General features: G+C 37.5%; 27 protein-coding genes. 13 read left to right on the top strand and 14 right to left on the bottom strand.

Annotation, left to right across the window (positions count from 1 at the left end):
* Window positions 1–54 precede the first annotated feature (54 nt).
* The 7 genes from Q0947_RS00830 to Q0947_RS00800 all read left to right on the top strand — a co-directional run bounded on the left by Q0947_RS00830 (window position 55) and on the right by Q0947_RS00800 (window position 5,592).
* Window positions 55–759: an alpha/beta fold hydrolase gene (locus Q0947_RS00830; protein ID WP_299390259.1), complete on the top strand. Its 705-nt coding sequence runs from the start codon at window positions 55–57 to the stop codon at window positions 757–759.
* 34 nt (window positions 760–793) lie between these two features.
* On the top strand, window positions 794–1,756 hold the full coding sequence (locus Q0947_RS00825; RefSeq protein WP_299390256.1) for a hypothetical protein: 963 nt from the start codon (window positions 794–796) through the stop codon (window positions 1,754–1,756).
* A 77-nt stretch (window positions 1,757–1,833) separates the two neighbouring features.
* Window positions 1,834–2,928 carry a carboxylate-amine ligase gene (locus Q0947_RS00820; protein ID WP_299390252.1) on the top strand — a complete coding sequence of 365 codons (1,095 nt, stop codon included), beginning with the start codon at window positions 1,834–1,836 and terminating at the stop codon, window positions 2,926–2,928.
* Window positions 2,929–2,938: 10 nt separating this feature from the next.
* Window positions 2,939–3,757 (top strand): GMP synthase, encoded by an 819-nt coding sequence (locus tag Q0947_RS00815; protein WP_299390249.1) that lies wholly within the window; start codon window positions 2,939–2,941, stop codon window positions 3,755–3,757.
* A 4-nt stretch (window positions 3,758–3,761) separates the two neighbouring features.
* Window positions 3,762–4,961 (top strand): hypothetical protein, encoded by a 1,200-nt coding sequence (locus Q0947_RS00810; protein WP_299390245.1) that lies wholly within the window; start codon window positions 3,762–3,764, stop codon window positions 4,959–4,961.
* A gap of 164 nt (window positions 4,962–5,125) precedes the next feature.
* Window positions 5,126–5,308, top strand: coding sequence for a hypothetical protein (locus Q0947_RS00805; RefSeq protein ID WP_299390242.1), 183 nt, complete (start codon window positions 5,126–5,128; stop codon window positions 5,306–5,308).
* Window positions 5,296–5,592, top strand: coding sequence for a type II toxin-antitoxin system RelE/ParE family toxin (locus Q0947_RS00800; protein ID WP_299390239.1), 297 nt, complete (start codon window positions 5,296–5,298; stop codon window positions 5,590–5,592). Before Q0947_RS00805 ends, Q0947_RS00800 begins: the two co-directional genes overlap by 13 nt.
* Before the next feature lie 125 nt (window positions 5,593–5,717).
* Here the strand turns inward: Q0947_RS00800 and Q0947_RS00795 are convergent, their stop codons facing one another.
* The 3 genes from Q0947_RS00795 to Q0947_RS00785 form a co-directional block, all read right to left on the bottom strand.
* Window positions 5,718–6,920: an ATP-grasp domain-containing protein gene (locus tag Q0947_RS00795; protein WP_299390236.1), complete on the bottom strand. Its 1,203-nt coding sequence runs from the start codon at window positions 6,918–6,920 to the stop codon at window positions 5,718–5,720.
* Between the two features lie 115 nt (window positions 6,921–7,035).
* Window positions 7,036–8,448, bottom strand: coding sequence for a leucyl aminopeptidase (locus Q0947_RS00790; RefSeq protein WP_299390233.1), 1,413 nt, complete (start codon window positions 8,446–8,448; stop codon window positions 7,036–7,038).
* A gap of 9 nt (window positions 8,449–8,457) precedes the next feature.
* The gene (locus Q0947_RS00785; RefSeq protein ID WP_299390230.1) at window positions 8,458–9,219 is read right to left on the bottom strand and encodes an alpha/beta hydrolase-fold protein; all 762 of its coding nucleotides are present in this window, start codon (window positions 9,217–9,219) and stop codon (window positions 8,458–8,460) included.
* Window positions 9,220–9,492: 273 nt separating this feature from the next.
* On the opposite strand from Q0947_RS00785, the gene Q0947_RS00780 reads away from it, so the two are divergent.
* From Q0947_RS00780 to Q0947_RS00765, 4 genes are all read left to right on the top strand, one after another.
* Window positions 9,493–9,885, top strand: coding sequence for a hypothetical protein (locus Q0947_RS00780; protein WP_299390227.1), 393 nt, complete (start codon window positions 9,493–9,495; stop codon window positions 9,883–9,885).
* A gap of 114 nt (window positions 9,886–9,999) precedes the next feature.
* Window positions 10,000–10,563, top strand: a complete 564-nt coding sequence (locus Q0947_RS00775) for a DUF4256 domain-containing protein (protein WP_299390224.1) — start codon at window positions 10,000–10,002, stop codon at window positions 10,561–10,563.
* A 52-nt stretch (window positions 10,564–10,615) separates the two neighbouring features.
* Entirely contained in the window at window positions 10,616–11,263 is a 648-nt protein-coding gene (locus Q0947_RS00770; RefSeq protein WP_299390221.1) for a DsbA family oxidoreductase, read from the top strand.
* A gap of 169 nt (window positions 11,264–11,432) precedes the next feature.
* Window positions 11,433–11,936, top strand: coding sequence for a GreA/GreB family elongation factor (locus Q0947_RS00765; protein ID WP_299390218.1), 504 nt, complete (start codon window positions 11,433–11,435; stop codon window positions 11,934–11,936).
* A gap of 108 nt (window positions 11,937–12,044) precedes the next feature.
* Here the strand turns inward: Q0947_RS00765 and guaB are convergent, their stop codons facing one another.
* The 9 genes from guaB to Q0947_RS00720 all read right to left on the bottom strand — a co-directional run bounded on the left by guaB (window position 12,045) and on the right by Q0947_RS00720 (window position 22,716).
* A complete protein-coding gene (gene guaB / locus Q0947_RS00760; protein WP_299390215.1) occupies window positions 12,045–13,517 on the bottom strand; it encodes an IMP dehydrogenase in 1,473 nt (490 codons plus the stop codon).
* A 206-nt stretch (window positions 13,518–13,723) separates the two neighbouring features.
* Entirely contained in the window at window positions 13,724–14,230 is a 507-nt protein-coding gene (locus Q0947_RS00755) for a hypothetical protein (RefSeq protein WP_299390212.1), read from the bottom strand.
* A 1-nt stretch (window position 14,231) separates the two neighbouring features.
* Window positions 14,232–14,759 carry an FMN-binding protein gene (locus Q0947_RS00750; protein WP_299390208.1) on the bottom strand — a complete coding sequence of 176 codons (528 nt, stop codon included), beginning with the start codon at window positions 14,757–14,759 and terminating at the stop codon, window positions 14,232–14,234.
* A gap of 100 nt (window positions 14,760–14,859) precedes the next feature.
* Entirely contained in the window at window positions 14,860–16,035 is a 1,176-nt protein-coding gene (locus Q0947_RS00745) for a porin (protein ID WP_299390205.1), read from the bottom strand.
* A 171-nt stretch (window positions 16,036–16,206) separates the two neighbouring features.
* Complete coding sequence (locus Q0947_RS00740) at window positions 16,207–17,067, bottom strand: hydroxymethylglutaryl-CoA lyase (RefSeq protein WP_299390203.1); 861 nt, start codon at window positions 17,065–17,067, stop codon at window positions 16,207–16,209.
* Between the two features lie 176 nt (window positions 17,068–17,243).
* Entirely contained in the window at window positions 17,244–17,960 is a 717-nt protein-coding gene (locus Q0947_RS00735; protein WP_299390200.1) for a hypothetical protein, read from the bottom strand.
* A gap of 121 nt (window positions 17,961–18,081) precedes the next feature.
* Entirely contained in the window at window positions 18,082–18,696 is a 615-nt protein-coding gene (locus tag Q0947_RS00730; protein ID WP_299390197.1) for a LysE family translocator, read from the bottom strand.
* A 50-nt stretch (window positions 18,697–18,746) separates the two neighbouring features.
* The gene (locus Q0947_RS00725; protein WP_299390194.1) at window positions 18,747–19,781 is read right to left on the bottom strand and encodes a quinone-dependent dihydroorotate dehydrogenase; all 1,035 of its coding nucleotides are present in this window, start codon (window positions 19,779–19,781) and stop codon (window positions 18,747–18,749) included.
* 64 nt (window positions 19,782–19,845) lie between these two features.
* A complete protein-coding gene (locus Q0947_RS00720; protein ID WP_299390191.1) occupies window positions 19,846–22,716 on the bottom strand; it encodes a TonB-dependent receptor in 2,871 nt (956 codons plus the stop codon).
* Window positions 22,717–23,200: 484 nt separating this feature from the next.
* Here Q0947_RS00720 and pepT point away from each other — a divergent pair, with 484 nt between their 5' ends.
* Window positions 23,201–24,439 carry a peptidase T gene (gene pepT, locus Q0947_RS00715; protein ID WP_299390188.1) on the top strand — a complete coding sequence of 413 codons (1,239 nt, stop codon included), beginning with the start codon at window positions 23,201–23,203 and terminating at the stop codon, window positions 24,437–24,439.
* An 88-nt stretch (window positions 24,440–24,527) separates the two neighbouring features.
* Window positions 24,528–25,124, top strand: coding sequence for a DUF1801 domain-containing protein (locus Q0947_RS00710; RefSeq protein ID WP_299390185.1), 597 nt, complete (start codon window positions 24,528–24,530; stop codon window positions 25,122–25,124).
* Window positions 25,125–25,175: 51 nt separating this feature from the next.
* Here the strand turns inward: Q0947_RS00710 and yajC are convergent, their stop codons facing one another.
* Window positions 25,176–25,481, bottom strand: a complete 306-nt coding sequence (gene yajC / locus Q0947_RS00705) for a preprotein translocase subunit YajC (RefSeq protein ID WP_299390182.1) — start codon at window positions 25,479–25,481, stop codon at window positions 25,176–25,178.
* Window positions 25,482–25,497: 16 nt separating this feature from the next.
* On the bottom strand, window positions 25,498–26,046 hold the full coding sequence (locus Q0947_RS00700) for a DUF1573 domain-containing protein (RefSeq protein ID WP_299390179.1): 549 nt from the start codon (window positions 26,044–26,046) through the stop codon (window positions 25,498–25,500).
* Window positions 26,047–26,112: the final 66 nt, after the last annotated feature.

The following is a 26,112-nucleotide window of genomic DNA, read 5'->3' as shown; positions in this document are numbered from 1 at the left end:
CTGCGTCCACACATAGTTTTACGAGGACACCTTACACACTAAAGCACTCAACTATTGAAAGAACAACATCACAAATGGTACTCTCCAACCCTTAGCAAGGATATAGAAATGCTCGTTTTTGGACACGCAGGGTATCCTGTGATCCTATTTCCAACGACCATGGGGAAACACAACGAATGTAAAGACATGAAACTTGTAGAATCTGTCCGATGGTTTGTGGAGCAAGGTAAAGTCCAAATCTATTGTCCTGATGGTATTAACGAACTGAGTTGGTACAATAAAAAAATCCATCCATCACAACGTGCAAAAAACCACGAATGGTACGATCAGTTTATTATGAATGAAATAGTCAACCCTATTTGTCAGGACAAAGGATTGCCTAAGGTTGCGGTAGCAGGACCGAGTTTTGGAGGCTATCAAGCCTCAAATTTCGCGTTTAAGCATCCAGAAAAAGTAAGCCATATGTATAGTATGAGCGGCGCTTTTGATATCAAATCGTTTGTAGACGGTCATTATGATAACAATGTATTTTTCAATAATCCCATCGATTTTCTACCCGGAAATAACCATCCCGATTTATGGAAAATGAAGATCATCCTTGGCGTCGGCGAATGGGATATTTGTTTGGAAGCGAACGAAAAAATGGCCCAAATACTCCGCGATAAAAATATTCCCTTTTGGTATGATGTCCGTAAGTGGGCAAAACACGATTGGCCATTATGGCGCGAGATGTTTCCAGAATACCTTTCAAAACTTTAAACTAATTAAGATACACCACCAAAAATTTATACATATGAAAAAAATTGGCATCCTATTCGGAAAAGAAAACACGTTTCCACAGGCTTTTATAGATCGTGTTAATGAGAAGAAAGTAAAAAATATTATGGCGGAAGCCGTTTCTATCGACATGGTAGAACAGGCAAAACCTACGGATTATGCGGTAATAATTGACAGAATATCTCAGGACGTCCCATTTTATCGCGCTTATTTAAAGAACGCGGCAATTTCTGGGACTGCGGTCATCAACAATCCGTTTTGGTGGAGTGCCGACGAAAAATTCTTCAATAATGCCTTGGCAGAAAAAGTGGGTGTGCCGGTACCAAAAACATTCATTTTACCGTCTTCACATCGTCCGCCAGATACTGATGAAAACTCCTTTAGAAACATGAAATTCCCTTTTGCTTGGGAACATATGTTCGATACCATTGGCTTTCCTGCCTATATGAAACCTCATGATGGTGGCGGCTGGAAAAGTGTGTATCGTGTTGAAAATTCGCAAGATTTGTGGAAAAAACACGGCGAAACTGAAAACTTGGTAATGATGTTGCAAGAAGAAATCAATTTTACCGAGTATTTCAGATGTTATGTGTTAGATACGGACAACGTGCATATTATGCAGTATGAACCGCGAAATCCGCATCATTTACGCTATGTCATTGACGGGCCACCGATAAAACAAGAGCTATTAGATTTGATTAAAAAATACTGTATCCGACTCAATAAAGCCTTAGGCTACGATTTTAACACGGTGGAATTTGCCGTAAGAGACGGCATCCCCTATGCCATAGATTTTTGTAATCCAGCACCAGATGCTGATATTAATTCAGTAGGTCAGGACAATTTTGAATGGATTGTTGAAAACGCGGCCAACATGGCCATTGCGAAGGCTAAGAAATATAAAAAAGACAAGATGAATCTCACTTGGGGAACTTTTGTTAAAGACCAAATTACCGGTAAAAAAACCACTTACAAATAACTGTATTTTAATCTTTCAATAGATTTGAAAGGTCAGCATTTTATGCCACAAAAGTAATTTAAAACCATTTGTATTTTATGAAATTCACATTAGGCATTGAAGAAGAATATCAAGTCATCTGTCCGAAAACCCGAGAATTGATTTCCCATGATCAGCAAATTGTATCGGAAGCTGCCAAGCTCCTAAATGAGCAGGTAAAAGCTGAAATGCATCAGGCTGTTGTGGAGGTGGGCACCAATATTTGTAAGGATATCAGTGAAGCTCGGAGAGAACTGACCCATTTGCGAAAATCAATCTCCAATATTGCTGGTACTTTAGGATTTAAAATTGCCGCAGCTGGCACCCATCCGTTTACCAAATGGGAAACACAATTGATGACACCAAACCCTCGTTATGACGAGATTGTCAACGAACTCCAAGATACCGCCCGTTCTAATTTAATTTTTGGACTCCACGTACATGTTGGTATTGAAGACAAACAATTGGCCTTGCATTTAACCAATGCCATGCGTTATTTTTTACCGCATTTATACGCGTTGTCAACAAATTCACCATTTTGGGAAGGCCGTAACACAGGGTTTAAATCGTTTCGTTCCAAGATATTTGACAAATTCCCCAGGACAGGAATTCCTGGAGTATTTCAAACCGTGGCCGAATATGAGCACTATATTGACATCCTGATCAAAACGAAGTGTATTGACAATCCGAAGAAGATTTGGTGGGACATCCGCATCCATCCAGTTTTCCCAACAGTGGAAGTGCGAATTTGCGACGTGCCAATGACTATTGAAGAAACCCTGAGCATTGCCGCCTTAATTCAAGCTCTAGTTGCTAAACTTTATAAATTAAGAACTCAAAATCTTAATTTTATGCTCTACCACCGCGCCTTGATCAATGAAAATAAATGGCGTGCCAGCAGATACGGACTTGAAGGTAAAATGATTGATTTTGGAAAGGAAATTGAAGTTCCTACCAAAGAATTGATGCTCGAATTACTTGAATTTGTGGATGATGTTGTGGATGAGCTCGGATCGCGTAAGGAAATAGAGCATATTAAGACTATGTTAGTTAACGGAACGGGAGCTGATCGGCAAATTGCTGTTTATGAAGACACCAAGGATTTGACCAAGGTGGTCGATTATATTATTGCACAGACCGTTTTAGGAACTTAGAAAACTATACATGCCTAAAGAAAAGATAAAAATAGCCATACTGGATATGAACAACAACCAACCCAATCAGGGCTTGCGTTGTATTGCTGATATTGTGAGAGGCTTTGAAGATGAAGTTGATTATGCCATATTTAATGTGAGAGGTGCTGATGAATTACCAGACAGCTCTTACGATATTTATATTTCGAGTGGCGGACCGGACAGTCCTCTTGAGGATGGACCTTGGCGCATTCCCTATCTGAATTTGGTTCAAGAATTGTGGGATTTCAATAAGAGTTCAACAGATCAAAAAAAATACATGTTTTTCATTTGCTACTCCTTTCAAGTGGTATGCGATTATTTTAAATTAGGAGAAATGCGACCAAGACGCAGCACTTCTTTTGGGGTTTTGCCCATCCACAAAACTAAAGCAGGGCTAAAAGACCCGCTTTTAGAAGGTTTGGACGATCCGTTTTATGCTGTAGATTCTCGGGATTGGCAATTGGTACAACCCCGACTGAAAGTCTTTAAGGAGCACGGCGCTTCTATTTTAAGTTTAGAAAAAATCCGCAGCCACGTCAGTTATGAGCGCGCCATTATGGCGGTACGTTTTTCTAAGGAATTTGTAGGTACACAATTCCACCCCGAAGCAGATCCTATCGGGATGCGTGCGCATTTTTTAGCCGATGCCAATAAGCACAAAGTCATTGCCAATTTTGGCGAAGAAAAATATGATGATATGATGGATAAAATGGACGACCCGGATAAAATCATCAGAACCCATAAAATCATTCTACCCAACTATATTGCAAGCGCTATTAAACACTTGTCACCAGAACTAATCTCATAATACTATGATTGCCTCATTACGCCAAGCATTTAACGCGCAATTTACGGATGATAAATATGCTGGCATGCTGGCAGATCTCAATACGCAATTCGACTATACGCCACAATTTAAAGTGGCTGAAACGCCTGTTTTTATTCCCAAAGCATTAAAAAAGCAGTTGATAGAAGCTTGTGAGGACGTCATGAAAGTGATCAATCAGCCTAATTTTAAAGACCTTACTGATGGTGCATTTTTTAACGAGGCTATGAGAGTGCCTTATGAAGATGCACAAGCAAAATTTCTACAATTGGATTTCGGGGTATGCTTAGATGAAAAAGGACAACTCACCCCAAAACTGATCGAATTGCAGGGATTTCCGTCCCTTTACTTTTTTCAGGAATTGATGGGCAGAATGTATCGCAAACATTACGACGGCATCCCTGATGATTTTTCACAGCACCTTAACGGATTAACTTCTGAGGAATATCTTGAATTGTTAAGAACCGAGATTGTTGGAGACACCGCTCCAAAACAAGTGATTCTTTTAGAAATTGAGCCTGAAAAACAGGCTACAGCCATCGACTTTTATGCCACGGAAGTGTTATTAGGAATTAAAGTGTTGTGCATTTCCAAATTGATTAAAAGAGGAAAGCAATTATTTTATGTAGATGCTAATGGCGAAGAAATTAGAGTCTTAAAGATTTATAACCGTATCATTTTTGATGAATTGGACCAACGGCCAGATTTAGACCGGGAATTTGATTTTAAAGACGAAGTGGATATTGAGTGGATAGGCCACCCCAATTGGTTTTTCAGAATTAGCAAATACACGATGCCATTACTAAAAGGCGACTATGTTCCAAAATCCTATTATTTGGACCAACTCGAAAACATCCCGACTGATTTAGAAAATTATGTTTTAAAACCACTCTACTCTTTTGCGGGTGCTGGTGTTGAAATTCATGTTGACCAAGCGAAGATTGATGCTGTTAAAGATAAATCGAATTACCTATTGCAAGAAAAAGTAGCCTATGCGCCTATCATACAAACGATGGACGAACCGGCAAAGTGTGAGATTCGGATGATGTTACTCCATAATAGCAAAACCAATCAAACTCAAATTGTCAGTAATTTGATGCGACTCAGTAAAGGCGAAATGGTGGGCGTAAAATACAACAAGAATAAAACTTGGGTTGGTGGCAGCACAGGCTTTTTTGAGCCTTGAGATAGCTGGAACACTGAGGACACAGATTTAACTGATTATCACAGATATCTATTTATAAATCATAAACAATCAGCGTCGTCAGCGTTCCATCGGATTACCAAGTTAATTCTCTTTTTAAGTAGACCAAATCAATAATTTTGTATATTAGACTTCAATCTTGTGTGATGATTACAAAGACTAAATTAAAAGAACAGATCGAAAGTTTACCTGAAGAGTTTACTATTGATGAACTCGTTGAGCGATTAATTTTAATTGAAAAAATAGAGAGCGGGTACCAACAGTCTGAGAGTGGGAATTATGTTTCTGAATCTGATTTAACTACTGAACTAGAAAAATGGTTCAAATAAATTGGACCCATCAATCTGTAGCAGATTTAAGAGCTATTTTTGTTTACATTTCAAAAGATTCTAAAAACTACGCAAAGCTTCAAATTATAAGAATCAAGAAACGCACGAAGATTTTACATTCTCAAATTTATTCTGGACAAATCGTTCCTGAAATAAACAAGCATCATACAAGACAATTAATTGAAGGCCATTATAGAATTATCTATAAAGTTGTCACTCCATCACGTATAGACATTTTGACCGTTCATCACTCTGCTCGAAATCTTGAAAATAGGATTTCTTAATCTTAAGTTCCTTTAATTGGAACACTGACCTGCCCGACCGTTCAGGTGGGTGAAGCGGATTCTCGGAAATTTCTTTTTAAAAATCAGTGAATATCAAAAACAATCAGTGTCGTCAGCGTTCTATATCACAAACTTTTATCTGGTGCAGGAATACTCGCATGGAAATCGGTCGCAATACGTTGGGTATAGTCATCTAACAACTCCATCACCCGGTCTGCATTTTCAGATACTACAATCATCCCAATGTGCCATTTCTTATCCATTCGCCATGCAATTTCAGGATCGTCAAAACTTGACGTATCCGGAGTTTCAAATTTACTTAAGGACACCACAATTCCCGCATACTGATTTTTGACTTCAGGCAAGGTATATACTTCCTTTTTTAAGGTGGCACTTTCAATACGCGCCCATTCTCCCCAAAGATTAATGCCGGATGCCAACTCTACCATTTCCGCTAAATTAGCGCCTCCTACTCGTGAAGATGTTTCAAGAAAGAACAATTCGCCAGTGTCTTTAGATTCGATAAACTCAGTGTGTGACGCTCCAAACTGCATTCCGAAAGCGGTGATGACCTCAGCATTCATTTTAGTTAATGCCTTTTCGATTGTAGTGCCAATTTTACAAGTTGCAGATCGGAATACTCCGCCGCCATGTGCCACTTCAAACGGCGTATCCAAATATTTACTCACTCTGCTAAACACGACTTTTCCATCAACCGTCAGACTGTCTACGTGGTACACATCGCCTGGGGCAAACTTTTCAATTAAATAATTATCGCGTTCGTCCTGTAATGCATTAATAATTTGCCAAAGTTCTTCCCGATTGTTGATCTTCTTTATGCCGGTTGCCGAGGCCTCCAAACGTGGTTTTAGGAACCACGGCGGACTCACATTATCCGCATAAGCATTAATGTCGATATTATTAAAAAGCGCCGTGAATTTGGGCACATTGACGCCTTCCTCCTGCGCTTTCATACGCATGGCCAATTTATCCCTAAAATAATGAGAGGTTGTTCTGCCCATGCCGGGCATTCTGAAATGTTCGCGTAAAAGCGCTACTTTTTCGACATCAAAATCATCCAAGGCCACAAAACGATCGAATTTTATCGTTCTGAATTTATAAGCGATACCTTTGGTGACATCACTTTGGTTCCAATTTTCCACGTAAAACACATCATCAATGGCTTCCCACGGCCACACCTCGTGTTCCAATTTCTTTTTGGTCAATAAATACACATTATTGCCTTCAGCTTTACAGCTTTTTATAAAATCGGCGCCTTTATGATACGTGGTAACACATAGAAAATTGAGTGGTCGTTTTGTAGACATATTTTGGTGGGATTTTTAATGATAAAGGATTTTAAATAAGCTGCCCTAATTAAAATCATTAACTGAAGCAACGGTTACTTCAGCTTAATTCACACACAAAATACAAAATAAACCTTTAGTTCTCAGAAATAGATTTGATATAATTCACCATTAATTGCACGCCATAGCCACTTGCACTTTTCATTTTAGCATACTTAGAGTCGCCAAACGATACGCCCGCAATATCCAAATGCATCCATGCTTGATGCTCCTCCGTGAATGCTTCTAAAAACTTTGCTGCGGTAGTTGCACCTGCAATAGGTTTCCCGCTAAAGTTTCTAAGATCCGCAATGTCACTGTGCAAATCACTATCAAAGTCAGAGAACAGCGGTAACGGCCACACCCGTTCATTTATTTCAAAACCTATTTTTGAAAGATTCTGAGCCATCTCGGTATTGTTAGTAAACATACCCGCAGCCGAATACCCTAAGGTTTGTACTACACTCCCAGTTAAAGTAGCAAGATCAATGACTTGTTTGGGTTGGAATTCCTTGATAATATAATTCAAACCATCTGCTAAGATCAAACGGCCTTCAGCGTCAGTATCAATAATTTCAATAGATTTGCCAGAATAACTGTTAATAACATCTCCCGGACGGTAACTATTGCTGTCCACCGCATTTTCTGCTGAAGCGACTACCCCAACAACATTGACGTTGAGTTTTAATTTTGCCACCAGTTCTACAACGCCTAGTACAACAGCAGCGCCACCCATATCGCTCTTCATATAATGAAGATTGGTTGAAGGCTTAATTGACAAACCGCCGGTATCAAAGGTGATCCCTTTACCTACCAAACCGATATCTACGGCCATTCCTTTTTTCGGCATATATTGGGTTACAATAACCACTGGCGAATTCACACTGCCTTGCCCAACGGCCAGAACGGCGTGAAAACCTTGTGCTTCAAGTTCCTTTTTGTGCAACACCGTGCACGTGTAATTAGCATCATGCGCAGAGGCCTGTGCCCACTGCCCTAAAAACTCAGGTGTTTTTTGATTGGCCGGCGCATCTACTAAAGTTTTAATTCTATTAATAGTAGCGCCAATCGCTTGAGATTCTTCGAGAAGAGCGGTCACGTCTTGAGAATTCACAATTTCAAATGTAATTGCCCCCTCCTGCTCCTTTTTAGATTTAAAAGCGCCTATATTATAAGCCGACATTTCTAAACCAATCACCACTTTGCGAAGTTCAGCATCAGAAAAACCTTCTGTTATAATTTGAACAGGCTCTTTCCAATATTTTTTATAATCGAAGCTGAGTTTTCTGAAGGCGTCATCAATATTAACGGCATCTTTCTCCTCTCCTAGTCCTAACAAATAAACTCTATTGTCTTCTGCTCCGTAAAGCATTTGAACGGTTGAAAACTCACCATTAAAATCTGGGTCTTTTACAGTGGTATACTGACTAAGATGGTCCAATTGCCCTTTACGACATGGCACAATGACATCTTGATGGATATTGAGTTGGGTAATGTGTTTATAAATCATAATTTCAAATTAAAAATAAAGCCATTTCACAGCTTTTGGAAACTCATGTTTCCAATAAATTTCCGCATGCTTTCCTATTTCATTGATTGAAAAATGGAAATCTATCGCATGGTTTTCAACCATTTTTTCTCTAAAAATGGCTTCTAATTTTTGGGCATTTGGCAAATGTTCTGCACTTTCATTACCTCCTGAATACAAATAAATTTTAGACTCCTGTAAAGGCTGAAATGATTCCGTTTGATTGAAAATTGTTTTCGCAATCCACAGACTTGGTGAAAAGATCATCATTTTACCAAAAACACCCGGATTTGACAATCCCGCGTGTAGGCTAATCAGCCCTCCCAAAGAACTCCCACCAATCCCCGTATTTTGAAAATCAGGCAGCGTCCTATAATTACTGTTAATGTAAGGAATTAATTTTTCAAGGATAAACTGAATATAGAAATTGCCTTTCCCGTCACCATATCTCGGATGGTAATACGGCAGATACTCAGTGATACGCTCGTCTTCTCCATGATCTATAGCAATGACAATAATATCACTCATGCCCTGCTCGGCCAGTTTTGCCAACGACTGATCTATAGCCCAATCGCCAAAAGGAGACATGGGGTTAAACAAATTTTGCCCATCCTGTAAATAAAGCACAGGGAAATGTTTATCCGTTTCATAGTAATTGTAAGGCAACAACGCAGATATTTTTCTGGTAGCCTGCAAATGCGGAATTTCATAAGCCTCTTCAAGAACCTTAATTATAGGTTTAAAATCCGTCATTGAATGTTATCATTATTTGGCGCGAAATTACAGTTTTATGGTTTTATAAACTTGGATTTTATGACTTTATATTTATTGAGGGAACCTGTTTAGGAACTTTTTAAGATGTTCCAGGAAAGCTATAGTTTACTTTTTAAAAGATTTATGATGACTAAATGGGCATCGCAAAGCAGATTTTTCACTTCAGAAAAAGGAGCAAAATGAAAATATGGATTATATTAGATAAAATAAGGATTCATTGGGCAACAGGAATTATAGCGGAAAAATTATTATATGATTAGAATACAGTATTCAAAAAAGCAGACGACCCTCAATTTGATTTCAGGTGTTATTTGGCTTTTAAATGCCATTTTACAAGTCACAATGAATGAAAACCCAAATTGGTTAAATTGTTTTTGGTTTTTACTCCCTGCCTTTCACCTCATAGTCTATTACAATCAGAAAACTAAGGGTTATTTATCTATTGATAACGGCATCATAAAGCAGAATTGGCTATTCGGAAAGCAAATGAAATTAGAGGAAATCACACAAATTAAACATGCCTCGGGTGAATATATCTTGAGCTCCACTACTGAAAGAATGAAAATACAAATTCCGCCTATCCACAAAGATTCAATTGCGGATTTAAAATCAGAATTAAAAAAATTAGACGTAAAATGGGTGTGAAAAACGTTTCGCAAATAGAACAAAATTAAAACCGTTACTGTTTTTTTTATAGTGTTAGCGTTAACATCAATAATTTTTAATAAAGAACATCATTGCACTATAAAAATTTTGACCATGACATCTCAAAAACAGTTATCTGCTGAACAACAAGAAGACTTAATTACAATTTTAAAAAAACGTTTTACTGAAAACATGAACAGGCATGCCCAGGTTGATTGGACTGCGGTGGATGAAACGTTAAGGGCTAATCCCAATGCGTTGTGGTCACTCAAGGAAATGGAGAGAACCGGTGGCGAACCTGATGTGATTGCTGATGGCACAGCGAAAACTAATTATCATTTCTATGATTGTTCTGCGGAAAGTCCTCAAGGCAGAAGAAGTGTTTGTTACGACAGAGAAGGTTTAGAATCGAGAAAAGAACATAAACCTAAGAACAATGCTGTTGATATGGCTTCAGAAATGGGAATTGAATTATTAACTGAAGACCAATATCGAGAATTGCAAAAATTCGGCGATTTCGATACAAAAACATCCAGTTGGCTACAAACACCTCCAAAAATAAGGAAGTTAGGTGGTGCTATTTTTGGAGATTTCCGATTTAACACGGTTTTTGTGTATCACAACGGGGCTCAAGCTTACTATGCTGGTCGCGGTTTTCGAGGATTTTTAAAAATTTAATTGAAAGTTTCCGCAATTTTTTACGATTAAGAATTAGACAAAATTTAAAACAATGAAAGAAAATTTAAAAATTGATATCGTTTCAGATGTGGTATGCCCATGGTGCACCATAGGTTACAAACGTTTGGAAAAAGCGATTACTGAAATGGGCATTCAAGATCAGGTTGAGATTGAATGGCAACCTTTTGAATTAAATCCAAACATGTCTGCAGAAGGCCAAAATTTACAGGAACATCTGGCAGAAAAATATGGTTCTACGCCGGAACAGCAAAATGCATCTCACCAACACATGATTGCTGCAGGTGAAGAAGTTGATTTCAAGTTCGATTATTTTGATGATATGCGAATTGTCAACACCTTTGACGCTCATGTTTTATTGGATTATGCTAAGGAATTTGACAAGCAAACTGAACTAAAAATGGGTTTGACTAAAGCCTTTTTTAGCGAACGTAAAGATGTTTCAGATAGAGCCGTCTTAAAACAAATTTTATTGGAAGTAGGTTTAAATGCTGATGAAGCTTTAGCAAAGCTCGAGGATGAAAAATCACGTACTGACATAAAGAATGCTGAAGAATTTTGGCGTCAATTAGGTGTAACTTCGGTGCCAACGATTGTATTCAACAGGAAAAGTGCCGTTACTGGCGCACAACCAGTTGATGTCTTTAAACAAGTATTAACGGAACTCCTTAAAGAATCCTAATCATCCTGAGTACGTAAATGGTCACCAATTTGCAGTGCTAATAGTCATAGCATTCATTAATCAACGTATACAGACAAGAGGTTTGCAGTATTCTTAGTATCTTCATAAATCATCGTTTTAGCCTTTAATAGGGCTAATTCTGAGTATTCAAACATCAAAAGCAAAAATCATGAGCAGAGGATTTGTTAAAGAAGAAGATCAAGAAGAAGTACCAATGGTTCCGCCAAGAGCTGATTTACCAGAGGGCGCTATCAATTATATGACACAGGCTGGTATGGATGAATTATTGGAGGAGAAAGAACGGCTCAATGCGGAACGTGATGCCTTAGATATGACCGATGAAAAGGAAAAACGAATCGCCACAAATTATATAAATGCCAAATTACAACTGCTAAACAATCGCATTATAACCGCTAAAATCGTGGACCTTTCTACCCAACCCCAAGACGAAGTGCGCTTTGGAGCAATAATCACCTTAAAAATAGGCAACGACAAAAAACTTCAAAAATATCAAATCGTAGGGGTTGATGAAGCTGATATATCAAAGGGTAAGATTTCATTTTTATCGCCAATTGCCAAATTATTGACCGATAAGAATGTGGGCGACATCGCTGTTTTAAAATTGGCAAAAGAAGACCGCACATTTGAAATTATGAACATTGAATATCCATAATTCGCAACTGTAGAATTTCAACACTTAGACACTGAAAACTTTATAATTCCATAAAAAAAAAACACGACCCATAAAGGTCGTGTTTTATATATAATGAAATCCGTGAAATTATCTTGAATAATTAGGAGACTCTTCGGTAATGGTCACATCATGTGGGTGACTTTCGTTAATACCAGAAGAGGTGATTTTCACGAAACGGCCAGTTTCCTTAAGCGTTTCAACATCTTTTGCACCACAATATCCCATTCCAGCACGTAAACCGCCGATAAATTGGTGAATGCTTTCAAAAAGCTCTCCTTTGTATGGTACGCGTCCAACAATACCTTCTGGAACTAATTTCTTGATATCATCTTCAACATCTTGGAAATAACGGTCCTTACTACCTTGTTTCATGGCGTCAACTGAACCCATCCCTCTATAGGATTTGTATTTTCGACCTTCATAAATAATAGTTTCTCCAGGAGATTCTTTTGTACCTGCCAATAGGGAACCTAACATAACAGTGTCAGCACCAGCGGCAATTGCTTTAGGAATATCACCAGTATAGCGAATTCCACCATCAGCAATAACTGGAACGCCTGAACCTTTTATAGCGGCTGCAACTTCTAAAACTGCCGAAAACTGAGGATATCCAACACCTGCAACTACTCTTGTAGTACAAATTGAACCAGGTCCGATTCCTACTTTAATAGCATCAGCACCAGCTTCTACCAAATACTTTGCAGCTTCAGCAGTAGCTATATTACCAACGACTACTTCTAGTTCAGGAAATTGTTTTTTGATTTCTTTTAAAATAGTCACCACACCTCTCGTATGTCCGTGAGCGGTATCAATAATGACTGCATCTACTCCAGATTTCACTAAAGCTTCTGCTCTCTCCACCGCATCTCCAGTAACTCCAATAGCAGCAGCAACGCGCAAGCGACCAAAAGTGTCCTTATTTGAAATTGGTTTTGTAGTTAATTTTGTGATATCTCTAAAAGTGATTAATCCGGCGAGTTTATAATTCTCGTCAACAATCAGCAATTTTTCGATTTTATTTTTTTGAAGAATGCCTTCAGCATCTCGCAATGACGTACCAACTGCAGCGGTTACCAAATTATCTTTGGTCATCACCTCAACAATAGGACGTGTACCATCTTTTTCAAAACGCAGGTCACGATTTGTAACAATCCCTTTTAAAACGCCATTCTCATCAGTAATAGGAATCCCACCAATACTGTGTTCCGCCATATTTTGCTTAGCATCCAAAACAGTTGCCGTTAAAGGCAAGGTCACTGGATCAGTGATCATACCGCTTTCAGCACGCTTCACTTTACGCACTTCATTGGCCTGCTGTGCAATGGTCATGTTTTTGTGCAACACGCCAATACCACCTTCTCTCGCAATAGCAATGGCCATAGCACTTTCAGTAACCGTATCCATAGCTGCGGACACAATTGGAATGTTGATCTTGATATTACGTGTAAACTGGGTTTGAATATTGACCTCTCGTGGAAGGACTTCAGAATATGCGGGAATTAGTAGGACATCATCATAGGTTAATCCCTCACCTACTATTTTGCTTTCGTGTGCTGTCATTGCAATTACGTTTTAATTGCGTGCAAATATACAATATTTATACCGAAAATAGTTTTCGGATTCTCATAAAATAATTATTTTATTCTGTACTAAATGCACTTTTAATATTTATAAAACTTGATATGAAGAATAATGTGTGATAAAAGGACTTGCTGATGCTCAGTAATTAAATTCATCAACAGGAAAATTCCTTAAAAATAACCAACTTACTGCGTCAATGCTCTCTTCTTAGACTGGAATAATTGTACTAAAATTATCACTACAGAGCAGGTGAACGTAAGTGCCATCAACATTCCTGAAAACATGACGATATATTTCATCCAAAGGTGGCCTGACCAAAGAAAATAAAGCCCTCCAAATGTTAAGATTACTGATAGAAAAGGCTCAACTATTAGAAAGAGTTTGAATTTTTTATTTAACTGCGTTGTACTTAGGATGGATCCAACCAGAAAGAAAATTATCGACATGGATAAGATGTGGTTATGAACCAAGGTAAGCATCTCCTGCTCACTTTTTTTAAATTTCATAACCGTAGCGGCTTCGTCATTTTCATTTCCTAAATACTGTTCTTCTATGCCTTTGGGCTGAGCGCCTGAGGTATCACCTACAAAAAGTAACCCCGTATAAAACCCAACGCTTAACACGATTATAAAAGCTGCAATTAAAAATTTTATTTCCTTAGGAAATGTGAAAATTAAGCCATTGAGTTGCATGCTAAATGATGTTTTTGGAATGAAGAATTTTTAGAGATTTCAACAAATCGTTCATTGCAGAAGTCATTGATCTCACTGAAATAGTAGCCCCGGAAATAGCCATTATATTATCGCCATAACGCAGATTATCATTTTGGGTCTTTCCAGTAAATTGTTTTAACCAACGCTTACTGCCAATCTCTCCGCCGTAATCTTCACGATATATCAAAACCTTTGTACTTAAGACAACAAGGTCAGGATTTAATAACACCAAATAATCAAATTCATCGGTTTTACTTGGTGCTTTGGAAACATAAGCATAACCTATCAATTTGTTTTTGGAATGAATTTTAAAAAAATTATCCGATCCAAATTTCGACGGCAAGCCCTTCGCTACTTCTGAAGTCACTTTTAATGCGTCGTACTTAAACGCAGTTGTCTCGAACGTTTCGGTAATTTGCTTATCAACTTTCTTCTGTATATTTTTAGGCAATTCAACATTTTGAAAAGCCGTAAGTATAAAAAGGATAATGGTTAATTTCAAATTCATGTAACAAAGATATTTAAATGTTTCTCTTGTCCAATAAATATGCCAAAAGCTAGAGCATTTTTTTCTCTAGCATTTGGCTACTTTTTAGTATTGAATGGTTTTAGAACCAAACACCAATACCAAAGTTTAATTGGTTTGCCAAACTAGCAGTCGTGGCATCATTTTTAAACTGATAATCGGCTTTTAATACTGCTCCAGGAGCTAATTTATAAGATAGACCTACAGTCCAATCACTTCTGTTATAGGCATCATTCACTAACAAATCGCCACTAACAGATGCATTAGTATCGTATTCTTCATAGCGTGCAAAAGCATATAGTTGTTGTTTTTTGGTCATTGGTAACAAGTTATACGCAGCCTCTAAATACCAACCTTGCATCGCACTTCCTAAACCTTGTTTCGGGTTAGCATCTAAATCATAATGCAATTCATTATATGCTTCCGTATCAGTCAAAGATGAATATACAAACTGTCCGCGAGCTGCAAAACGTTTGAAATTGTAGCGTGCATCAAGGCCAACCATAGAAATACCAATACTTGAGCCCTCTAATTCCTCTACGTCATCTTCAGCTTGTGAGCGTCCAACATAACCAGATAATCCAAGACGTAAACCTGGCAATCCGTAATAATCTACTTTTGCTGAAAAGTTAGGAGAATCAACTGTAGATTTTATTCCTTTTTGTCTTCCGTTTCTCAAGCCATCTTTTCCGCCTAAAAACTTAGATCCATTAACTGATGCAAATCCATTAAAAATATAGGCTTGGTAGCGTAATGATGCGTCATCCATAGTACCGGCAACACCAACACCAATTTCTCTCCACGTTGTTGGCACAATGCTGTTGTCCATACTTGGGCGTTCAACACCATTAAAAGTCGTTGGTTCGTGGTATTCGTTGATGATTCCCATCGGCACAAGCATCAATCCACCTCTAAGGTTCACATTATCATTTAAACTGTACTGTAAAAAAGCTTGTTCTACGTAAACTTCACTAACGTGTTCGAATTCTACTTCAGTTACAAATTGCACTTTGTCATTAAATTTATAACCGAACATTAATACCAAACGCTGTACGTCAAGTTCGCCATTATCGCCTTCTGGCTGATTGTAAGTAATTTCACCATAACCGCCAACTGTTACCCCAGAGCTAATATTTCCCGAAAGAATACGTTCAGCAGAATTCTGTTCTTTTTTGTTGTTTTTGATGGAATCTTGATCCTTTTGCGAAAAAGTAACAGCTGAAATTAATAGCGCTACTACCAATAAAATATTTTTCATCTTGAAAGTTTGAATTTATTTTTATTTAGAATGATTATGTATAATTAATTATTCGGCAAAAATAAAACAGGAATTTAATTCCACAAAGCTTATTTAGATTAATTTAAAATAATATTTTTAACAAAGCCTTAACGGATTGAAAATACGCCGACTAACAGTATATAAAAATGATTAATGGTAGGCCTTAAAGATTTTTGTGGCCTCATTATATGCACTTTCGAAGCTTAATGCGTTAAGATCGCAACGTTGTTTTGTCGTAAAATAGGAAAGTAATTTTTCAGTTGGCATGTTGCCGGTCAATTCATCCTTTGCCATAGGACAACCTCCAAAGCCTTGAATGGCACCATCAAACCGCAGACAGCCTGCGTTATACGCCGCATCTACTTTTTCATGCCATGATAAAGGTGTTGTATGGAGATGTGCACCAAATTCGATATGCGGATATTTCGGAATTAAATTAGAGAACAAATAGTTGATATTCTCCGGATTAGAAGTTCCAACGGTATCACTCAACGATAGAATTTTCACGCCCATATTCGCCAAGCGTTCTGTCCAATCGCCCACAATATCAACATTCCATGGATCACCATAAGGATTACCGAATCCCATAGAAATATACACTACCACCTCGTTATTGGTTTTATCGGCAATTTCTAATATTTCGTTTAAGGTCACCACAGATTCTGCAATCGTTTTATGGGTATTCCGCATTTGAAAATTTTCAGAAATGGAGAATGGATAGCCCAAATAATTGATTTCAGGATGTACAGAAGCATCTTCCGCACCTCTGGTATTGGCGATAATTGCAAGGAGCTTGCTTTTCGTTTTGGAAAGATCCAATTTGGATAGCACCTCAGCGGTATCCACCATTTGCGGAATGGCCTTTGGCGATACAAAACTTCCAAAATCGATAGTATCAAAACCGACACGCAACAGCGACTGGATGTATTGTACTTTTTTATCTGTTGGAATAAAGTCCTTGATGCCTTGCATGGCATCTCTTGGACATTCTATGATTTTAACGTGTTGCATGGGTTCAAAGATAGGAATTCATTTGAACACAAAATCCATCCCTATAAAAAAATCACTTCAGAATTATTTTTCGAGAAACCAAATTAGCATTTCAGTTCTTTACTCCCAAATAAACTCGGAAAAACATAAAATTTACATCTATCAAAAGTCGGCAATTATACTATTCTGATAAGTGATCAATCACATTTTACAATGACCTTTTCAGCCAATTTTTTCGCAACCTCGAGATTTTCTCGTGGATCATTACTGATTTTATTAATGATATAAAATTTAGATTTTCCAGCCAACACTGCCAATTCACCTCCATATTGGTCATCCCACTTATACCAAGCCCGTGATCCCAAACCTTCTACAAACTCCCAACTGCGCTTGGCACGGACTTTCATCATATCTTCCCCAGTCTTTTTAATCTCATCATTTTGTTTATCGAGATTAGCTTTAATTTTATCCAACTCTTCATCGGATAATTGTTTGTAAGCCATATCAAAAGTTTCCGCAGCTGATTGAGCATCAGTTTTGTCAGAGAAAAAAGAAAGCATTTTTATACCTATCGTATTTTGGTCGGGATTCTGGATTTTCATTCCACTGACTTCAATGGTGAACGACGGACGATCACTTGGCCATCTATACACATACTCACCATAACTTCCTGATCGCAATTCGTGTTTTGCCTTTTCAAAATCGATAGGATACGCCGCAGCCATTTCCTCTTTTGTGAGTAATTTACTGTAATCTTCTTGATAATTTTTAAGACAATCGTACGATTTTTGCCCTGCCTTACTGCTGACCTGATCGGTATTATTTTTAGATACTGAATCTGAAGTTTTCTTATCACCAGAATTGCAGGAATAACATATTAGAATTATTCCTATAAGAATTGCCGAGTTTTTCATAAGTGCTTACTTGAGTTAAAGACTAATGTACAGCATTTCATACACATAAGCAATACCAAAAACCCAAGAATCACATTTTAAAAATATGATTTACAGACATTTACACTTAAAGCGATGTTATTTAGACTGCAATTATGTACAGGGCTATACCTACAAAGACAAGTATTTGGAGCCATTTCAAAAACACCCCAACGCCTTTTTTCTCAACAATAATATTAGAAATTCGTCCAGCCATTACTGCAATACTACTAAAAGTCAGAAAGGACACCACCATAAACACAATGCCCAACACATAAAACTGCGTCACCGTATTCCCATCTTTATCCCACAAAAAACCAGGGAAAAATGCCAAAAAGAAAATCATCACTTTCGGATTGAGCAAATTCATAATTACCCCAGTTTTAAAAAGTTCCCAATAAGATTTCTTGGGTGCATCGGTAGTTAATAAAATGGCATCATCACTTTGATACACTTTATAAGCTAAGAAGAGTAAATAACAAGCTCCTAAAACTTTTATGCCATAAAAAAGTGTTTCTGAAGTGGTGATAATTGCGGAAATTCCGAAGGCTAATAAGGTCGTGTGAACAATACAACCACTTATCAATCCTGCCGTTGTAGCAATACCGCTTTTAGTCCCATTGATCAACGATTGTGTGAGCACATAAATGTTATCTGGACCTGGAGAAATGGCCAATGCAAGGGTAGCGACTGAAAAAGAGATGAGAGCTTCTATCATGGTAAATTAGACCGTTCATTGTTGAACGTCTAAACTGGCATTATTGCATCTTATGCCCTATTTAAAATTGCGTTATTAATATCTTTTATTAACTGAGGCCCTTCATAAATAAATCCAGTATACAATTGTACTAAATCAGCGCCAGCATCCAATTTTTCTAAGGCATCTTTTGGCGAATGAATCCCTCCCACTCCAATAATTGGAAATGCCTTATTGCTTTTCTCAGCTAAAAACCGAATGACTTCCGTAGATCTTTTTGTTAACGGACGCCCACTTAAGCCGCCCATTTCCTCTTTATTTTCGCTTTGCAGTCCTTCCCTTGAAATAGTCGTATTGGTAGCAATAACTCCGTCAATTTTGGTGACGTTAACAATATCAATAATATCTAAAAGTTGCTCATCAGTTAAATCAGGAGCAATTTTTAAAAGAATTGGTTTTCGTTTTTGCTTTAGATTATTTTTATTCTGAAGCGTTTGCAATAAATCAGTCAATGGTTTCTTTTCCTGTAGCGCACGAAGGTTTGGCGTATTTGGTGAACTTACGTTAACCACAAAATAATCGACATAATCAAAAAGTGCATCAAAGCAGATGATATAATCATTAACGGCGTCTTCATTTGGCGTTATCTTATTTTTACCGATGTTGCCACCAATCAATACACGGTTTTTATTACCCACCGCAGCATTTTCCTTTAAACGTTCAACCGCTTCCTCTACCCCACCATTATTAAAACCCATTCTATTGATAATAGCGGAGTCTTCTTTAAGCCTAAATAAGCGTGGTTTTTCATTACCAGGTTGTGGCTTAGGGGTCACGGTTCCAATTTCAATAAAACCGAAACCTAAATTTGAAAGTTCTTTATAAAGCTTCGCGTCCTTATCAAAACCGGCAGCAAGACCTACAGGATTAGGGAATTTTAGTCCAAAAAGTTGACGTTCAAGAGCCTTATCGGCTACTTGATAGGTGCTTTTAAAAACACTGCCAAAGCCTACAGTATTGGCAAACCTTATTAATTTAAAGGTGAAATGATGAACGGATTCCGGATCGAATAAAAAAAGAAGTGGTCGAAGTAAGGTTTTATACATAGGTCACAAAAATAAAAAACTACCCAAATATAGGGTAGTTTTTAAAGTGAATCATTAAAAAAATTTATTTAAAGTTAAAGCTTAGTCTTGCAAATAAAAATCGTCCGCCCATTCCAAATTGCTGTGCTCTTCGTGACCAATCGAAACGGCCTTCACTACGATTATTATTCCCTTTGCCATCAAGGTCCTTACCAAGACGATCCGGATAAATATCGAACAAATTATTAGCCCCAACGGTAAGCATAAAACTATCTGCAAATTTATATCCTACAGAAAGATCTGTGACTATTTTTGAACTTAACACCTCCTGAAACGCTACGATGGTTGTTGCTTCAGTAACTTCTCCAAAATACACGTTACGTAGGAAAAAGTTAAAATCGCCAGAACTCAAAGTATGTGATAAGTTTACTTTTGTATTCGGCACTGCCTCCTCTAAGTATATGCGGCTATCTTCTGCGAAATAAGTGTTCACTAAACCAGCATCTTCCAAAACGCGAGATGCGTTTATGGCTCCCACTTTTTTGGTTTTTGAGAATGTTGCTGCCAAATCATTTTTAAGCAACATATTAGCACCAAGACTCATTCTATGGGTAAAAACTAAATCCAACCCCTTAGATTCGGTATCAATGGCATTAGCAAAAAAGGAAGCCGCCGTTGCATTGGCTTGCGCTAACAATCGATCCAATTCTGTACCTGTACCAGGGCCCACAAATTGACCTGTATAAACCACTCTATCATCAATACCTACATAATAACCATCCACGGTTATATTAATTCCTGCGTCAGGCAATTTCATTGTAAAACCTAGACTTAAACTTTTTGAAGTTTCTTGCTTAAGTTCTGGAATTCCCAACAATTTTGCCGCACGGCTATCATTCGCAAAAGTTCCCACTTCCTGTGGATTTCCTGCTTGATCAAAGATAGTAGATGTAGAATTGAAATTTAATTGATGTAATGAAGGTGCTCTAAATCCGGTATTACCTGCGATTCTTAAATTCAAGCTTTCATTCACTTTTAAAAGTGCTGCCAGTTTGAAATTAATGGTCGATCCAAAATCAGAGTAATCCTCAAATCGGGAAGCAAAACTCAACAAGAAGGATTCCGTAATATCAGCTTCAAAATCGACATATCCTGCAATACTATTGCGACCTCTATTGACTTCGTTTTTCGGACTAAAGCCTGGGAACACTTGTGCGCCACCCGGTCTTGGATTACCAAAGAAGTCTAAGGAAGGTTGCTGACTGGCCAATGTAATACCCTCGCCTTGGGCAGTATATTGTAAGTACGAAGCTGCTTCTCCTGCAACTATTTGATAGTTTTCAAGACGATATTCTGCTCCAAACGCAACGTTAAGCCCAGAAAATATATCCTCATAAAAATGATTCAGATCTAAATTAACTGTGTTTTGAGAAAAGTTAAAGCCACCCGCATCAAACGTTGTTGGAGATGCATTTTGTAAGGATGCATTAAACGTGTTTCCAATAGTATATAGAAATGCGTTTTTACCATAGGTGTTACTGAAATCAGCATTCCAATCCCCTATTTTACCTTTTACACCAACAGAAAGTGATTGATCTGTAAGGGTGGAATTGATTTCTGGTAAAAACCCGTTGATATAAGCTGGAGTATACGTTCTACTTTGGTTAGGCAGACGATAAAACCCTGCAGAATTACCAGTACGGGAACTCAAACCTCCAAAAGAATAGACTTCAGACCCATTATCATCTAACGGTAAAGAAAAGTTTGCAAAGAATCGCCCTCCTCTCACTTGAGATTGTCCAACGCGCATGTTAAAATCTGATCGCGTTAGGTTTCTACTGGCCAATTCAGCCGCCGTATTATCGATTTTCAAAATAGGCCCAAGTTCTGCTTTTGTCGCATTTGGATCGAGGTTAAAACCTGCTTGATTTCCGTATTTAATCACATCACTGACATCATTATCCAATAGTTTAGTAAGATCGTAACCCTCTGCGGAAGCTAAGCGCTCTATCGTATTATATTTATTAAAAATAGTTCCTTCCCACTCTTTCATACGATTATAATCATCTCTGTAATCAAAATCTCCAGTGAAGTTGATGTAACCGCCTCTCTCCCCTATCTTCAAACCATAATTAGCACTAATATTGGTTGTTGCACCATCCACGCCGCCAGTTTGTTCATTCGCATTTTTAGTAAAATGAGCGCCTGTGGTCACATTCAATTTTAATTCGTTAGTCGCATTGTCAAGTACAATATTGATCACCCCTGCAATGGCATCACTACCATATTGCGCAGCAGCACCATCTCTTAACACTTCAATACGTCTAATAGCCGCTGTAGGAATCGCGTTTAAATCGGTTCCGACACTTCCCCTTCCAAAGGTTCCATTCACATTAACCAAAGATGATGTATGGCGTCGTTTCCCGTTAATAAGCACCAATACCTGATCTGGACCGAGGCCCCTTAAAGAAGCAGGATCAATATGATCCGTCCCATCAGCAATTGTTTGCGTATTGGATGAAAAAGAAGGTGCTACGAAATTTAAAATTTGATTCAAGTTGACTTGCGGACTACTTGCTACAAGCTCAGAAACGTCAATTACATCTACTGGTGCTAAGGAATTAACGGCAGTCCTTGCAGGATTTCTACTCCCCACGAGTACAATTTCATTTAAGGATACTCCAGGCTTCATGGCTACATTAAGCGTAGTACCTTCTACGGTAATCTCTTGCGAATTATAACCGACATAGGAAAAAATCAACTTGTCTCCTATATCAGCATTTACTTCGTATTTACCATCAAAATCAGAAATTGTGCCCGCTAAAGTGCCTTTAACCATAATGGTGACACCACTTAAGGCTTGGTCGTTCTCATCTTTCACAATACCCGTCACTTTTTGGGCATACAATGAATAGGAAAACATAATCAGAAAAAATAAAAGGTAATTTTTTTTCATAATATATTGAATTAAGGATTAATTATTAAAAATCAGTTTACACGCCGAAAGAGTTTACATGGTCAAGTACAACACTTGTAGCAATCCACATGGACACTGTTTTACGTCTGAATTATTTAAAAACTATAAAAGGGGCAGAATTAAAATCTGATAAAAAGTTGGCATTAGGAAGCAAAAAAGGTAGGTTGATTTAATAAACGTTCTTGCTATGAATCGAAACCATAATGAACATAAAAGCCAACTATTTAAAATCTTCATTAAATAAGCTAAAGACTATACAATTTTATTACATATTATCTTAAAAACTTACATAATCATAAGAATATCAATCAAATATAAGAAAATAATTGAATTGATACATTTATTTATTCCATAATACAAATTAGAACCCCATGTTAAATAGAGGATATTTATTGAAAATTTATTTAACATTGTAATTGTTCATTTGAATATGCTTTATTTTGCATAGTAAAAGAAAAAAAACATGATTGACAAAAAACACATCATTGATAGATTTATAAGTTACGTCACTATTGACACTGAGTCTGATCCTAATTCAGATACTACGCCGAGCACTGAAAAACAGTGGGATTTAGCACATGCGCTGGTTAAAGAGCTCACTGCTATTGGCATGAAAGACGTTTCCATTGATCAGAATGCATATATCATGGCAACCTTACCCAGTAATGTGGACCATGAGGTGCCTGTAATTGGATTTGTATCTCATTTTGATACGTCGCCAGATTTTACAGGAGCGAATGTCAAACCACAGATTATTGAGAATTATGATGGCAAAGACATCGTTTTAAATGCTGAGCAAGACATTATTCTATCGCCTGATTTGTTTGATGATTTATTACAATATACAGGTCAAACACTCATCACCACTGATGGAACTACGCTTTTAGGTGCGGATGATAAAGCAGGAATTACTGAGATTGTATCTGCAATGGAGTACCTCATTCAGCATCCTGAAATTAAGCACGGCGAAATTCGTGTAGGTTTTACTCCAGATGAAGAAATCGGTCGTGGGGCTCATAAATTTGACGTAGAGAAATTCGGCGCTGAATGGGCTTACACCATGGACGGTAGTCAAATTGGCGAATTGGAATATGAGAATTTCAATGCGGCGGGTGCAACAGTGAAAATTCAAGGTAAAATTGTACATCCTGGTTATGCAAAAGGCAAAATGATCAACTCCATGTACATTGCTACTGAGTTTATCAACTCGCTTCCTATGTTGGAAACGCCTGAGCATACTGAGGATTACCAAGGATTCTTCCACCTTGCAAGCATTGATGGCAGTGTTGATGAGACGGTTTTAAAATATATTATTAGAGACCACAACAAGGACCATTTCAACGCCAGAAAAGAAGCCATGCGCCAATTGACTTTCGATTTGAACACGCAATATGAGCGTGAAGTGGTTACGATAGATATTAAGGATCAATATTTCAATATGAAAGAGAAAATTGAACCGGTAATGCACATTGTAGATATTGCAGAAGAAGCGATGCTTGCTCTTAATATCAAACCTATCATCAAACCAATACGCGGTGGAACTGACGGTTCTCAATTAAGTTATATGGGCTTACCATGCCCTAACATCTTTGCGGGAGGTCATAATTTCCACGGACGTTATGAATATGTTCCTGTTGAAAGTATGATTAAAGCTACGATGGTAATTTGTAAGATTGCAGAATTGACAGCATTAAAGCAGTAAAATACTGAGTTGCTTTCGGTTTTGATTCTATTCAATAATTGATTGCAGATTTTAAGAAGACGACAAATTTTTAATTAAAAAGCACCTTATGCAAAAAGTAAATTCTGTTGAAGACTATTTTGAAGTTCATGCGCATTTTAGTGAAGCGCTTCAAATTTTACGAGAAATTATCACTTCTACTGAATTGGAGGAAACTTTAAAATGGAATGCTCCAGTATACTCCCTTAACGGAAAAAATGTGTTGGGCCTTGGTGCGTTTAAAAACCATTTCTGCATTTGGTTCTTTAACGGTGTCTTTTTAAAAGACGAAAAAAAGTTGTTGGAACAAGCTCAAGAGAAAACCAAAGGCTTACGACAAATGCGATTTAATTCTGTAGAAGACATTGATAAATCATCAGTGTTGGCTTACGTAAAAGAAGCCATCGACAATCAGCAACTGGGGAAGGAATTACAACCTGAACGCAAAGGCAAAACCGTGGCTCTTCCGGAGTTCTTAAAGGAGGCATTTGAAGAAGATGCAGAGTTAAAGGAGTCCTTTAAAAAGCTCACACCAGGAAAACAGAGAGAATACGCTGACCATATTGAAACGGCAAAACGCGATGCTACTAAACTTTCCAGATTGGAAAAAATAAAACCGATGATTTTAAAAGGCGTCGGACTTCACGACAAATACAAAAATTGTTAAAACAAAAAAAAGCCACTTTACAGTGGCTTTTTTAAATTCAATAAATAAAAATTATTTTGTTGTAGTAGTTGCTGCTGAGTCAGCCATAAGCTTGCTACTCAATTCCATTGAAATTGCAGAACGATCAAACTTGATCTTTCCAGCCAACGTTTCAATAACACAACTGCCATCTTTATCATTTAGGTCAACAATTTTACCGTGCATTCCGCTTTTGGTAATTACTCTGTCGCCTCTTTTTAATTCACTTGCAAACTTTTTCTCCTTTTTGGCACGTTTCATTTGTGGTGCAATCATAAAAAAATACACTACAGCAAACATTGCTATAAAAGGCAAAAATGAACTTATTCCTTCTCCCATTAATTCTTAATTATTATTAGTCGTGATTATGACCTTCGTGGCCAGGTTGTGTGCTTGATTTAACAGCTGGTTGTTGCATGATAGATTGAACGTTTCCTTGTGCAGCAGGTTGTACTGAACCAGCATCACCTTCTACCATTGCTTTAATTCTTACTGTTTCTGATCCTTTTTCAGTATTGGTTGACATGGTGATTGATTTTGTAACCATTCCATTTCCTTTACCGTCAAACTTTACATTGAACTCACCAGTTTCTCCAGGAGCAACTTGTCTTGTCCAATCTGATGGTACTGTACAACCGCAAGTACTTTTAATATCACTAACAACTAATGGAGATGTACCAGTATTTTTATATTTAAATACAGTTTCTACTGGAGTTCCATTTTTAATAGTTCCAAAGTCGTGTTCAGTTTCTTCAAATTCGATTACTGCGAAATTTCCTGAATTAGCATCTCTTTCTGCAGCTTCAGCTACATTTTCCGATTTGATTTTTGCTGTAGCATCTTCTTTACAAGACATAAAAGCTACCATACATAGTGCGCTAACACCTAACATTATTTTTTTCATTATACTCTTTTTTTTAAATGTTTAATTCAAATAAAATATGAGAATGTAAAAATAGCAATAATTTCT

Origin of the sequence: uncultured Gelidibacter sp., assembly GCF_947500795.1 — a bacterium.
In the GTDB taxonomy this organism is placed as follows: Bacteria; Bacteroidota; Bacteroidia; order Flavobacteriales; family Flavobacteriaceae; genus Gelidibacter.
This window is presented reverse-complemented; position numbering and strand designations above follow the sequence as displayed.